The 13,258-nt window shown below is 35.7% G+C and carries 11 protein-coding genes, 1 tRNA gene and 1 pseudogene; 6 read left to right on the forward strand and 7 right to left on the reverse strand.

Annotation, left to right across the window (positions count from 1 at the left end):
- The first annotated feature begins 12 nt into the window (after nt 1-12).
- Both D7004_RS09720 and D7004_RS09725 read left to right on the forward strand, forming a co-directional pair.
- On the forward strand, nt 13-156 hold the full coding sequence (locus tag D7004_RS09720; RefSeq protein ID WP_244214286.1) for an ATP-binding protein: 144 nt from the start codon (nt 13-15) through the stop codon (nt 154-156).
- A gap of 250 nt (nt 157-406) precedes the next feature.
- A complete protein-coding gene (locus D7004_RS09725; RefSeq protein ID WP_123205675.1) occupies nt 407-1,405 on the forward strand; it encodes a DUF4238 domain-containing protein in 999 nt (332 codons plus the stop codon).
- A 134-nt stretch (nt 1,406-1,539) separates the two neighbouring features.
- On the opposite strand, the gene D7004_RS09730 is transcribed toward D7004_RS09725, so the two are convergent.
- Both D7004_RS09730 and D7004_RS09735 read right to left on the reverse strand, forming a co-directional pair.
- Nucleotides 1,540-2,259 (reverse strand): hypothetical protein, encoded by a 720-nt coding sequence (locus D7004_RS09730; RefSeq protein WP_123205676.1) that lies wholly within the window; start codon nt 2,257-2,259, stop codon nt 1,540-1,542.
- Entirely contained in the window at nt 2,252-3,439 is a 1,188-nt protein-coding gene (locus D7004_RS09735) for a DUF262 domain-containing protein (protein WP_123205677.1), read from the reverse strand. The genes D7004_RS09730 and D7004_RS09735 overlap by 8 nt, the downstream gene beginning before the upstream one ends.
- A gap of 339 nt (nt 3,440-3,778) precedes the next feature.
- On the opposite strand from D7004_RS09735, the gene D7004_RS20665 reads away from it, so the two are divergent.
- Entirely contained in the window at nt 3,779-3,940 is a 162-nt protein-coding gene (locus D7004_RS20665) for a hypothetical protein (protein ID WP_167459465.1), read from the forward strand.
- Nucleotides 3,937-4,716: pseudogene (locus tag D7004_RS20995) on the forward strand (recombinase family protein); the annotation flags it as partial. The gene D7004_RS20665 and the pseudogene D7004_RS20995, both read left to right, overlap by 4 nt.
- 742 nt (nt 4,717-5,458) lie before the next feature.
- Here D7004_RS20995 and D7004_RS09745 read toward each other — a convergent pair.
- A tRNA-His gene (locus D7004_RS09745) sits at nt 5,459-5,532 on the reverse strand.
- Between the two features lie 176 nt (nt 5,533-5,708).
- On the opposite strand from D7004_RS09745, the gene rnhA reads away from it, so the two are divergent.
- The gene (gene rnhA, locus D7004_RS09750; RefSeq protein ID WP_123205678.1) at nt 5,709-6,182 is read left to right on the forward strand and encodes a ribonuclease HI; all 474 of its coding nucleotides are present in this window, start codon (nt 5,709-5,711) and stop codon (nt 6,180-6,182) included.
- A gap of 1 nt (nt 6,183) precedes the next feature.
- Here rnhA and fbp read toward each other — a convergent pair whose 3' ends face one another.
- From fbp to gloA2, 4 genes are all read right to left on the reverse strand, one after another.
- Nucleotides 6,184-7,263 (reverse strand): class 1 fructose-bisphosphatase, encoded by a 1,080-nt coding sequence (fbp, locus tag D7004_RS09755; RefSeq protein WP_123205679.1) that lies wholly within the window; start codon nt 7,261-7,263, stop codon nt 6,184-6,186.
- Nucleotides 7,264-7,282: 19 nt separating this feature from the next.
- A complete protein-coding gene (locus D7004_RS09760; RefSeq protein WP_123205680.1) occupies nt 7,283-7,774 on the reverse strand; it encodes a metallophosphoesterase family protein in 492 nt (163 codons plus the stop codon).
- A 72-nt stretch (nt 7,775-7,846) separates the two neighbouring features.
- Nucleotides 7,847-8,497 carry a tRNA1(Val) (adenine(37)-N6)-methyltransferase gene (locus D7004_RS09765; protein ID WP_123205681.1) on the reverse strand — a complete coding sequence of 217 codons (651 nt, stop codon included), beginning with the start codon at nt 8,495-8,497 and terminating at the stop codon, nt 7,847-7,849.
- A gap of 347 nt (nt 8,498-8,844) precedes the next feature.
- Nucleotides 8,845-9,228, reverse strand: a complete 384-nt coding sequence (gloA2, locus tag D7004_RS09770) for an SMU1112c/YaeR family gloxylase I-like metalloprotein (RefSeq protein WP_123205682.1) — start codon at nt 9,226-9,228, stop codon at nt 8,845-8,847.
- Between the two features lie 243 nt (nt 9,229-9,471).
- Between gloA2 and purL the strand changes: the two genes are divergently transcribed.
- Complete coding sequence (gene purL, locus D7004_RS09775; RefSeq protein ID WP_244214283.1) at nt 9,472-13,149, forward strand: phosphoribosylformylglycinamidine synthase; 3,678 nt, start codon at nt 9,472-9,474, stop codon at nt 13,147-13,149.
- Nucleotides 13,150-13,258: the final 109 nt, after the last annotated feature.

Consider the following 13,258-nt stretch of genomic DNA (forward strand, 5'->3'; position numbering starts at 1 on the left):
TCACAACTACCAGTGAAAAAATGGTGTGATATATTTGGTGAGAAAACAAGAGCAGATTCTGTTTTTGATCGTATCGTTCATCACTCAATAAGAGTTGAATTATTTGGTGAATCTATGAGAAGGAGAAACTCTAAGATTGAAAACGTATTTTTGTAAAATAACAGTTGTTAAACAGGACTTAAAAGATCGATTCTAAAAAGCCTTTTTCCACAACAACTTCTGCTTTTTTCAAGCAACAACTCTGGGGGTCAATTTAAAATTGGCGAAAGGGGGTCAAATTTATTGGTATATGCAATATACCTATGAAACATCTTTTTTCAAATGGCAGAAAAAATTTTAACTTTATTGAAGCAAAAAGCACGAAGCTTAAGTTGTCCAAATCACGCCGCTACTGTAAATAATTACAATGACTCAACCGCTAGCAGAATATGAACGACTACAGGAAAAATTAAGGAAAGCAAGTGAAGGCATTTACAATAGCAAATTATCATCGGAAGACTATTCCGTAGAAAAGGCTATACAGCAATCGTCCACTAAACATCATTACCTGCCCCAATACTTCATCGATGGCTTTTTAGCCACTGACGGCCTACTGAGCATTTATGACAAGCAGAGAGATACTATTAAAAGAGAAAGAAAAGGCAGCGGAGGCGTTTTCTTCGAACCTAATCGCAATAGCACGGACTTTGGTTTTGATAAGCCAATTTCTTTGTTTGAGGAAGCTTATGGAACCATAGACAATCTGTTGCCCGCGGCTATAAGATTGCTCAGAGCTGAATCTGTTACTATTAGCAATGAAATCTTTATTGAGCTCATGGCAAACATAGATATTTTCATAATCGACCTGTTCTGGAGAAATATTAACACCGATCGATTATTTGATCAGGTGTATGAAAATGGCAAAATGACTGTTACTGTATCAGGATCAAAAGTACTCTCCAATGAAGAAACAGATTCTGTAAAACAGATCCCTGGATTTAAGCAATTAGCAAGATTACAAATTTTTAAAACGGCGATGCAAGAGGCGCTAAGCCAAGACCCAAATCGGATTACCAACGGCAATTTGATCAGTTTTCCCTTAGACCAGATTTGCATTGGTGACATGCCTTTTTTATTTCCGTTTCCGGCCAAAACCCACACTGCATTGATCCAACTTCCAGTAATTGTTCCCATATCCAAATCGAAAATCTATCTGAGGAATGTTGAGCGTACAAAACCCTATGACTTTACAGATACCTGTATGTTCAATGCTCTAATTATTGAACAATCTTCCAAATTCATCTGCAGTTCAAATCCAACCATTCTTCAAGCAGCGATAGACTACCATCGTTTTGCTAAAGAAAATGACAGCTTCCAATATTACCGGGATAGCTTATTTCATGATACTACTCCAACCCCGAATTAGATATATTTCAAGCATATTAGAACCTTTCTCTTCAAATTATAGTGATGTATTATAATACACGAAGAAACAACATGCGTCTATTAGGGAATATAAAATTGAACATTTGCTATTAAGTAGATTGCAAATAAGTTTATTTATACGAAGTTTTCTTTCAACCCATCCAAATAGATGTTATATAGTTCAATAAAGATTGTGTCAATTAAGATTAATATTGCAAACCTTACGAAATAGTTGTCATACTTATATTTCTTATCAAACAATGTTGTCAAAGTTGGCAGGTTTTCTTGATAGGACTGGGTGTTGTGAGCTGACCGGTTTCTATGCGTGTACAACTGCTTATATTTCTCTTGAAGTTCAGTTTGTAGTAATGCAGTAGGTTCAAGAAATTGGGTATCATTTAAGATTGTATTATCAGTGAGGAACTCAAGTAAGCTGCGCTGATCTATACTTGATAAATTTGAGTTTGTAAATATCTCTCTAATAAAATCAATTGTGCTTGTTTGAATTGCAACTTTATTAATTTCTGTAGCAAGAACAAAACTAGGATTATATTTTTTTATTTGTTTCAATAAATCTATGTAAATCATATTTTTCTCAGCAAATTTCGAACATTCACCGAGAGTTTTATTGCTATATCTATCATACCTATATTCATAATCGTTAGTAGCAATATCCCAACAAATACATTTCATCTTTTGCTCTTGGAATCCAGTCATTTTTAAAAAAACGGCCTGCAAAATATAATCGCTTAAAGGATAGGTTTCAATTCCATTGCCTATACACGAGTTTGCGTAAACAACCTCTTGCAAAATGCTTGTAATTGGTGATAGGATAAAATCTGTATGCCTACTCATGAATATACTTTTTATAAATCTCCACTGATGCTGTTATACGTTGCTTTAAATACTTCAGTGCCCCTGGATTTCGTTTATGAAGCTCACTAGCTTTAAACACCGTAATCTGAGCATCTAGTTCAGCCTTTAAATTATCCTTTTTGTCAACGTCAATGGTCTTGTTCTCAAAAATAATCTCATAAATTAGACCGAACAAATACATATCCATATCAATGATTGATGGGAACTGTTTTGGTATCACTAGTTCCTGGATTGCTTCAGCAAGAAGATCAAGTTTAGGCTGAAATATATTATCTGGGAAAATCTCTATGAATTCTTTAAACAGACCAGATGTATTCTCTCCAACTATAGAATATATATACTCTTCGTAATAGGCCTCCATTACTGACTTAAAACCTCTTACCAAAGACCCTGTGCCTGCGTTTCTTTCGTATTGTGAAAGTAAAGACATAAATCGCACGAAATCTGCTTTTGTGTCAACATTTGAATTTTTTACAGAAAGCTCCCTAAAAAATTGTGGGTTAAAGAACTTGTCAAAATCCTCTTTCAAGAAATAAAGCGAAGCCCTGCTTTCCTGTGCCAATAGGGCTTTGCCTTGGATATTGATATTCCTAAAAACCGAAGAAAAATATTTTTGCTGAACCTCGGTTGTGGCAGCATCCGGTACCAGAAATGAAAAACCAAGGAAATTTTTCTCCAAAAAGCCCTCAGGAAGATTGAAGTTTACTGGCTTATAGTTTCCTTCTATAATTTTTTCTAGTATTTCTACCTTATTAGTCCCCTTTTCTGTAAGTTTTTTTAAATTCCAATCTAACACTTCATCAAGTTCCTCAGGATCTGGTTCTTCTTCAACACCATCGTCATTATCGCTTGCCAAGCGATCGTATGTAATTTTAAAAAATGCTTTATCTGGGTAAATACCTAAATATGCAAGCAAAATACTTGTTAGACGTTGTTGTCCGTCAAGAATGAGATTTTTACTTTTCCCATCAACGGTAAATGCCCCAATGGTTATAGGGGGAACAAATTGCTTGTTCTTAATCGTGTTTATTAGTGTACTTACGTCTTTTTCTTCCCAAACAAAAAACCGTTGGTACTTGGGTAGTAAAAGATTTTGCTTCAGGATTAAATCAATCCAGTGTTTTAGTGAATACTGACCATAATATACTCGATTGTCCATTTGTCAACTTAGATTAAGAGTTCTTTTAAACCTACTACCTTTATTTAAAATGTCATAATTGATGAAAGCAGGATTACCAAATGTAATAATTATTGTAGTGATTAGTTAGCTATTTTTTATCTGTAGCTATTCTCCTTTTCTACGGATTTCCAATTTGTTCCTAAATTATTAATTAGATATTTTATTAAACATTAAAGCTTACCAACAAGCGTATGTATCTATAGCAAGAAATTTTTTTCATCAGTAATAAAAGATAATTTAATTTTAAAAGGGTTATACCAACCTAACCCATCAACAAATTAACCAAACCCTCATTATTGTTCCTTTAATGAGGAACTCATGAGAAATACATTGATTCGTAAACAGAACATTACGCCAGAAAAGGCTATAAAAATCTTATCAGAGAGTGGCGTAAATATAGATAAAAAAGATGCCCAAGAAGTATTGGATATCATGTATTTTTTGGCTAAATTGATAGTTCGCCAAAACTTTAAAAAATGAAAATAGCTGATTTATACATAAGGGTAAGTACTGATGAACAAGCAGATAAAGGTTATTCACAACGTGACCAAGCGGAACGTTTACAACGCCATTGCGATACCAATAACATCACTGTAAGAAAGATAATCTTCGAAGACCATTCTGCTAAATCATTCATCCGTCCAGCATGGAGCAAGTTCATAGTTTTATTAAAGAAACAGCGGAATAAATCTGATTTGGTTCTATTCACCAAGTGGGACAGATTTAGCCGAAATGCTCCAGATGCCTATAATATGATTAGTACCTTGAAATCATTGGGTGTTGAACCGCAGGCCATTGAACAGCCATTGGATATGGATGTGCCTGAAAATAAAATGATGCTAGCCATTTATTTGACCGCACCAGAGATCGAAAACGACAGACGGGGACTGAATACCTTTTATGGGATGAGAAGAGCAAGAAAGGAAGGCAGGTGGCCAGGGCTTGCACCAGTTGGGTACATAAACAAATGCAATGACCAGGGAAGAAAATACATTGCCCAGAATGGCAAGCAGGCTGAAATCATGCAATGGGCATTTAATGAAATCTCCAAGGCAAAATATTCAACGCAGCAAATCTTCGACCGTTCGGTAGAAATGGGGCTTTTATGTAGCAAGAACAACTTTTTAAGATTGGTTAGAAACCCAATTTACTGCGGGAATATCCTCATTCCCAAGTATAAGGATGAGGAGGCCTATTTTGTCAAGGGTCAACATGAGCCGATAATTTCAGAAAATTTATTTTATGAAGTTCAGGATGTGCTTAGCGGCAAGAAGAAAAGTTTCCGCACAAAGATTATGGCGGACGACAAAGTCCCTTTAAAAGGATTTATATATTGCTCAAATTGTACACGGACTTTATGTGGAAGTGCGTCCAGAGGAAGGAACGCATATTATTATTATTACCACTGTTCATCTCAATGCGGGTGTAGGCTAAAGGCTCACGAAGTAAATAAAGAGTTTGTCACTTATCTGGATAAACTTAGTTTGAATATTAAAGCTGCTACACTTTTTAAGCGGGTCATTTTGGATGAATATGCAATGGACAGTCAGGAGAACAGAGAGTATAAGGCACATCTGGTAAAAACACTGACCGAAGCCAATAATAAGGTAACTAGGGCAAGGGAACTGTTGCTATTGGGAGACATTAGTGGAATTGAATACCGAGATGTAAAGGCCGAGGGGGATGAAATAGCCTGCAGGATTGAGGCGAAACTGGAGGATATCAAGCACAACAAATATACAGTTACACAGCTGGAACCGATCATTGACAAGGCAATTGTAACTTTCACAAATCTAAATGCAATCTTCTCTAAATCAGACATTAGCGAAAAAAGAAGGCTGATTGGTTCGATGTTCTCTGAAAAATTCGATTTTTTTAATCTAAAACATCGAACCGCTAAACTCACACAGAACTTCAACCGTATCTATTTGATTAACAAAGAATTAGAAGGCAAAAAAAAGGGGCAAAAGACTGTTAAAAATCTTTTGCCCCGTACGGGGTGGCTGATGGGGCTCGAACCCACGACCCTCGGCACCACAAACCAATACTCTAACCAACTGAGCTACAACCACCGTGTTTTTTCAGAGCAACAAAAGTACGACTTTTAATATTTCCTGCAAATATTTTTTCATAAAGTATTTACAACTAATTTTAAATGGCTATTATTCAATTATTTGAATTTGAAATATTTTTTATTAAATATCCATAAGCAGCAATTTTAAACCTAAAAACATAACTTTACAACCTTATGATCGAGATTTATACAGACGGTGCAGCAAGCGGAAATCCTGGTCCGGGAGGATATGGAGCGATTTTACGATCGGGCAAACATGAAAAGGAACTTAGTGGTGGATTTAGAATGACCACCAATAACCGTATGGAATTACTTGCCGTAATTAAAGGCTTGGAAGCGCTAAAAAGCCCGAACCAGCAAGTCACAATTTACTCAGATTCTAAATATGTGGTTGATGCAGTTGAAAAAAAATGGGTCTTCGGTTGGGTAACAAAAAACTTTAAAGACAAGAAAAATAAAGACTTATGGATGAGGTTTCTTCAACTATACAAACTGCATCAGGTAAAATTTACTTGGATTAAAGGTCACAACGATCATCCAGAAAACGAACGTTGTGACAGATTAGCTGTTGCGGCATCGCAAAACAAACAGAATTTAGCTATTGATACCTTTTTTGAAGCTGAACGTAATAAGCCAACTTTGCTATAGCTTAATCAATTCCGCCAACTATTCCTAAATTTTCTAACTGCGCTTCAACTTTGCCATTTAAAATTTTTGGTGCACCGGTATAAATCATCATCATTTCTTCAGCTTTTTCTACCATTGTTTTCGAACCAATAAAAATAGGAACACGTTGATGTAGTTCAGTTGGTTCAATATCTAGAATGCGTTCGAAACCTGTAGAAGCCTTCCCTCCTGCTTGCTCTATAATAAAAGCCATCGGATTGCATTCGTATAATAACCTTAATTTGCCACTTGGCGATTTTGATGTTGTTGGATAGATATAAATCCCGCCTTTTATTAAATTTCGGTGAATATCGCCAACCATTGAGCCAATGTAACGAGAGGTGTAAGGGCGATTTGTAGCATCATCTTCTACCTGGCAATATTTTAAATATTTTTTCACACCATCAGGAAAATGCACATAATTTCCTTCGTTTATCGAATATAAATAACCCACTTCAGGCATTTTCATTTCCGCATGCGACAGGCAAAATTCGCCAATTGATGGATCTAATGTAAATCCGTTTACGCCTTTACCAGTTGTGTAAACCAACATAGTAGATGAACCGTAAATAATATAGCCTGCTGCAACTTGCTGAGTACCTTTTTGCAGAACATCGGTTAAACTGGCTTTTCCATCAATAGATTTGCGGCGATAGATAGAAAAAATTGTACCTACAGCAACATTTACATCTGTATTCGATGAACCATCTAATGGATCAATACATACAATATATTTGGCATTTTGAGATACTGGAGATTCAATATGAATAATTTCATTTTCCTCTTCTGTAGCTACAATACAACATTCACCACCACTGGTTAAAGCCGCAATAAATTGCTCATTTGCGTAAACATCCAATTTTTTCTGCTCCTCACCTTGGATATTTGTTGTGCCGATATCACCAAGTATGTCAACCAAACCAGCTTTGTTAACCTCTCTGTTTACAATTTTAGCAGCTATGGCAATGTCTCGTAAAAGCCTGGATAATTCACCTTTAGCATAAGGGAAATCTGCTTGTTTTTCAATGATAAATTGTCCTAGTGTTTTAACTCCACATACCATACTTAGTGTACTTTTTACATTATCTACCTGATAACTCTATAACTTCTAAGGTATGAATATTTTCGTCAGTTACGCAAAAACGAATCAAAGTTCTTACTTTGTGCCAACCCTGTTTTCCTGCCGCACCAGGGTTAATGTGCAAAAAATTAAGCTTTTTATCCATCATAACCTTTAAAATATGTGAATGTCCGCTTATAAAAAGATTTGGTGGGTTAGTGTATATTTCTGATTTTATGGAAGCTGAATATTTACCCGGATATCCGCCTATATGCTTCATTAAGACGTTTATCCCTTCACAGCTAAACCGATTTTGTTCAGGAAACTCAGAGCGAATGGCTATATCATCGATGTTTCCATAAACACCTCTAAGTGGCTTAAAGGCAGCAAGCGGTGCTGCAACATCATCTCCAAAATCACCCGCATGCCAAATTTCATCGCAACTATCAAAGTGCTTAAAAACAGCATCATCTAAAAAACTATGCGTATCAGATATCAATCCTATTCGCTTCATATCATTTTTTAATTTATTTCGTACGAGACAAGCTTTCCAACTTAAGGATTTTACATACTAAACAAAATATCGTTAAAAGGCTAAAAAGAAGTCTGCTAATAATCTTTTGTATTGTGCCGTATGGACCCTTAGTGATTCATAAATATAGAAATCGTACTCATTCAATCTATCGTTTTGTTTCGACAAACAAATAATTTGCCGTATTTCTGGTTTGGTTTTGTCAGAATAGATATGAACTTTTTCTATCACATGTAATCCTACAGATGCAGCTAGACCAATAACATCATTAGCTTGCTTCAGCGGTAGAATTAACCAAATGCTACCAACATCACTTAATAAACCGTACGATTTATGAATCAGCGCAGCAAAAAAATCTTCATCTGCATGTCTAGCAATACCTTTTCGCTCTTCTTCATTTTTTAAATCGTTGACAAAAAAAGGTGGATTAGATACAATTAAATCGTACTTTTTATCAGTATTAAAGTCTTCATAAGAGCAATTATAAACCTTCACAAAACTTGAGAAAGGCGACTTAGCTGCATTTTGCTTTGCAGTTTCAGCAGCTAAATGATCAATTTCTACAGCATCAATAGTTGCATTTTTATATCGTTGCGCCAACATTAAAGCAATAACTCCTGTTCCTGTGCCAATATCTAAAATATTTTTTGGTTGATTTTGACAACAAGCCGAACCAATCAGTACACCATCGGTATTGATTTTCATCGCACAATCAGTTTGATTTATTTCAAATTGTTTAAACTTAAAAATTGAGTTATTTTTCGCCACCCGCAGTCCTTATAATTAAATTAGAATAAAATGTTATCAACAATATAAAATCTATTCAAAACATTGATTTTAAGAATATTAAGTAATTTAAGCTTATTTATATAAGTTGAAATTTGTTACTGTTAATAATTCTGACAAACGTTTGTTTTGCATCTTGCCTGCAGTAACCTATGTTTGTTTAGCAATTTGAATGTACCGTGTATATACCGGTCTTTGAGTTGTGAAAATAATTAAATACTCGATCGGTATCTAAGTAGCCAACAACTCAATTGTTGGCTATTTTTTTATTGTTCATACAATTCTAGTGGCAAACCATCAGGGTCTGTAAAAAAGGTAAAACGTTTGCCTGTTATTTCATCTATCCTTATCGGTTCTGTTTCAATTTCTAAGTCATTTAATCGCTTTATTTCTTTTTCAATATCATCAACCTCAAATGCCAAATGCCGCAAACCCTGTGCTTCTGGTCTTGAGGGCCTTTCTGGAGGATTTTCAAAGGAAAACAATTCTATTTGATATATCCCGTTTACAGCTAAATCTAGCTTATATGATTTTCTTTCTGCTCTATAAAATTCATTTACAACGGTCAATCCTAGCTTATCTACATAAAAATTTTTCGATTTTTGATAATCAGAACAAATAATTGCGATATGATGAATACGGTTAAACATTTATTAATGGAATTTTGAATGTATGAATTATTGAATGAGAGCAAAGTTGCATAAAAAATGAATTAATGAAAGGAAAATTATGAATGGTGAAGTACGAAATAATTAGCAATTCATTTAACATTCAACAATCGAGCAATCCAACAAATAAACTATTTCCAATTATTCAAAATTATCTCATTCAATCACTCATTCCTTCACTCATTAAATTTAAAAAACCTAAATTTGCAACTTCAAAAAAAAAGCATGATTCATTTCTTCTTAAATCAATCCGACACAGTTTTTGTATTGCAAACAAACCAATCCATATCAGCAACTGATGTTACAAAATTAGAGTGGTTATTCGGCGGTGCCAAATTACAAAATGAAACTGCGCTAAGCGGTTTTTTTATTGGTCCGAGGGCAGCAATGATAACACCCTGGAGCACAAACGCGGTAGAGATAACGCAAAATATGGATATTCATGGCATCATCAGAATTGAAGAATTTAAGAAAGTAGTTGAAGATTATTCGGATTACGACCCAATGCTTTCGCAGAAATACGACACGCTTACGCAAAACATTTTTACTATTGATATTAAGCCTGAGCCAATTTTAGAGATTGATGATATAGCAACATACAACAAACAAGAAGGACTTTCATTAAGTGATGAAGAAGTAGAATATTTAGTTTCTTTAGCCAAAAAATTAGAAAGACCATTAACGGATTCAGAAGTTTTCGGTTTTTCTCAAGTAAATTCAGAACACTGCCGTCATAAAATTTTTAATGGAAAATTTGTAATTGATGGTGTTGAACAACCTTCATCGTTATTTAAGTTAATCCGCAAAACATCCGAAGAAAACCCAAATGATATTGTTTCGGCTTACAAAGATAACGTAGCATTTATTAAAGGCCCGGTGGTACAACAATTTGCGCCAAAACGAGCTGATGAACCTGATTACTATGCAACAAGTAACTTCGAATCGGTAATTTCATTAAAAGCTGAAACACATAATTTTCCAACCACAGTTGAACCTTTTAATGGTGCTGCAACAGGTTCGGGAGGTGAAATTAGAGATAGATTAGCCGGCGGACAAGGTTCTTTGCCTTTAGCAGGAACAGCTGTTTACATGACAGCATTATCCCGTCTGGAAGACAATCGCCCATGGGAAAAAGGTGTTGAAGAGCGTAAGTGGTTGTATCAAACCCCAATGGATATTTTAATCAAAGCATCAAACGGTGCTACTGATTTTGGAAATAAATTTGGCCAGCCATTAATTACAGGTTCTGTTTTAACTTTCGAACACGAGCACATCGACGAGCTTAGCAATACATCCCGTAAGTTAGGTTTCGATAAAGTAATTATGCTAGCGGGTGGTGTTGGATATGGCAAAGCGAGTCAGGCGCAAAAACACAAGCCAAAAGAAGGCGATAACATTGTAATTCTTGGTGGCGAAAATTATAGAATCGGAATGGGCGGTGCAGCAGTTTCATCTGCAGATACCGGTCAGCATGGTTCGGGGATTGAACTAAATGCCATTCAACGTTCTAATCCTGAAATGCAAAAAAGAGCGGCAAATGCTGTTCGTGGAATGGTAGAAAGTGAAGAAAATTTTATTGTTTCAATACATGATCATGGTGCTGGTGGGCATCTAAACTGCCTTTCAGAACTCGTGGAAGAAACCGGTGGTTTAATCAATTTAGATAAATTACCTGTTGGCGACCCTACCCTTTCTGCAAAGGAAATTATTGGAAACGAATCGCAAGAACGTATGGGATTGGTTATTGGCAACGAACATATCGAAACCTTACAAAAAATAGCAGATCGCGAGCGTTCTCCAATGTACACCGTTGGAAAAGTAACTGATAATCATCGTTTTACTTTCAAATCGGAAACTACAGGATTAAAGCCAATGGATTTCGAATTGAAAGACATGTTTGGTAGTTCGCCAAAAGTTATAATGGAAGATAAAAAGCTGGATAGAACATACGAAGCTTTAACTTATCAAACAGAAAAACTTAACGAATATTTAGAGCAAGTGCTTCAGCTAGAAGCTGTAGCATCAAAAGATTGGCTTACAAATAAAGTAGATCGCTGTGTTGGTGGTCGCGTTGCCAAGCAACAAACTGCCGGACCACTACAGTTACCATTAAATAACTGTGGCGTAATGGCTTTAGATTTTCTAGGCAAAGAAGGGATTGCAACATCAGTTGGTCATGCACCGATTTCGGCTTTAATTGATCCAGCTGCAGGAAGTAGAATTGCAATTGCAGAATCGCTTTCAAATATTGTTTGGGCACCACTTAAAGATGGATTAAAAAGTGTTTCACTTTCTGCAAACTGGATGTGGGCTTGTAAAAACGAAGGTGAAGATGCAAGATTATACGAAGCCGTTAAAGCTTGTTCGGACTTCGCCATTGAGTTAGGAATCAATATTCCAACAGGAAAAGATTCACTTTCAATGAAACAGAAATATCCGGATGGCGATGTAATTGCCCCAGGAACAGTTATTATTTCTGCAGGTGGAAATTGCAATGACATTACTAAAGTGGTTGAGCCCGTGCTTCAAAAAGATAGCGGCTCGATTTACTACATCAATCTTTCTAATGACACTTATAAACTAGGTGGCTCTTCTTTCGCACAAATATTAAATAAGGTAGGAACAGAAACCCCTGATGTTAAAGATGCTGCAAAATTAAAAAATGCTTTCAACACTATTCAACAGTTAATTAAAGACGAGAAAATACAAGCCGGACATGACATCGGTAGTGGCGGTTTAATTACCACGCTATTGGAAATGTGTTTTGCAGATAATGATTTAGGCGCTAATGTAGATTTATCTGCCTTGCAGGAATCAGACCTAATCAAATTACTTTTCGCTGAAAACATTGCTTTGGTTTTCCAGGCAGATTCCAGTGTCGAATCGATATTATCTTCAAACAATGTAGAGTTTTTCAAAATTGGTGAAGTAACTTCAAAATCAACGTTAGAAATTAAAAACTCTACAGATAGTTTAAGTTTTAAGATTGATCATTTACGTGATGTTTGGTTTAAAACTTCGTACCTATTAGATAAAAAACAAAGCGGTCCTGTTAAAGCTAAAGAACGTTTTGATAATTATAAAAATCAGCCGCTCAAATATACTTTTCCTAAGCAATTTGATGGGAAAAAACCAATCTTCGATAATAGTAACCCAAAACCTAAAGCTGCGATAATTCGCGAAAAAGGAAGCAACTCTGAACGAGAATTGGCAAATGCAATGTTTCTTGCAGGTTTCGATGTTAAAGATGTACACATGACAGATTTAATTTCGGGCAGAGAAACACTCGAAGACATCCAATTTATTGGTGCTGTTGGTGGTTTCTCCAATTCTGATGTGTTGGGTTCGGCAAAAGGATGGGCTGGTGCATTTATGTACAATGAAAAGGCCAGAGTTGCCTTAGAAAAATTCTTTGCCCGTCCAGATACACTTTCAGTTGGCGTTTGTAATGGTTGCCAGTTATTTGTTGAGCTTGGTTTAATTAACAAAGACCATGAAGAAAAACCAAAAATGCTTCATAACGAAAGCCATAAACATGAGAGTGTTTTTACTTCTTTAACGGTAGCAGAAAATAATTCGGTAATGCTTTCAACTTTAGCAGGCAGTACATTGGGTGTTTGGGTATCACACGGTGAAGGTCGATTTAGTTTACCTTATTCTGAAGATAAATATAGCATCGTGGCTAAATATGCTTATGACAATTATCCGGCAAGCCCGAATGGTTCTGATTACAATACAGCGATGATGTGTGATACGACTGGTCGCCATTTGGTAATGATGCCGCACATTGAACGCTCGTTATTTCAATGGCACTGGGCAAATTATCCAAAAGGACGTAAAGATGAGGTTTCGCCATGGATGGAAGCTTTTGTGAATGCCAGAAAATGGATTGAAAAAATTTAAGGATGTAAGATGGGAAATGGATGTAAAATGGATGATGGGAAATGGAAAAAATTCATCTTCCATTTTACCTTCTTCCATCTCACATTCCCCATCATCTTCCATCTAACAT

Source organism: Pedobacter jejuensis (assembly GCF_003725795.1).
Lineage (GTDB): Bacteria > Bacteroidota > Bacteroidia > Sphingobacteriales > Sphingobacteriaceae > Pedobacter > Pedobacter jejuensis.

Excerpts from the sequence above, each read along its gene's own strand:
- D7004_RS09725 (WP_123205675.1), top strand. The coding sequence starts at position 407 with ATGACTCAACCGCTAGCAGAATATGAACGACTACAGGAAAAATTAAGG.
- D7004_RS09730 (WP_123205676.1), bottom strand. The coding sequence starts at position 2,259 with ATGAGTAGGCATACAGATTTTATCCTATCACCAATTACAAGCATTTTG.
- D7004_RS09735 (WP_123205677.1), bottom strand. The coding sequence starts at position 3,439 with ATGGACAATCGAGTATATTATGGTCAGTATTCACTAAAACACTGGATT.
- D7004_RS20665 (WP_167459465.1), top strand. The coding sequence starts at position 3,779 with ATGAGAAATACATTGATTCGTAAACAGAACATTACGCCAGAAAAGGCT.
- rnhA (WP_123205678.1), top strand. The coding sequence starts at position 5,709 with ATGATCGAGATTTATACAGACGGTGCAGCAAGCGGAAATCCTGGTCCG.
- fbp (WP_123205679.1), bottom strand. The coding sequence starts at position 7,263 with ATGGTATGTGGAGTTAAAACACTAGGACAATTTATCATTGAAAAACAA.
- D7004_RS09760 (WP_123205680.1), bottom strand. The coding sequence starts at position 7,774 with ATGAAGCGAATAGGATTGATATCTGATACGCATAGTTTTTTAGATGAT.
- D7004_RS09765 (WP_123205681.1), bottom strand. The coding sequence starts at position 8,497 with ATGAAAATCAATACCGATGGTGTACTGATTGGTTCGGCTTGTTGTCAA.
- gloA2 (WP_123205682.1), bottom strand. The coding sequence starts at position 9,228 with ATGTTTAACCGTATTCATCATATCGCAATTATTTGTTCTGATTATCAA.
- purL (WP_244214283.1), top strand. The coding sequence starts at position 9,472 with ATGATTCATTTCTTCTTAAATCAATCCGACACAGTTTTTGTATTGCAA.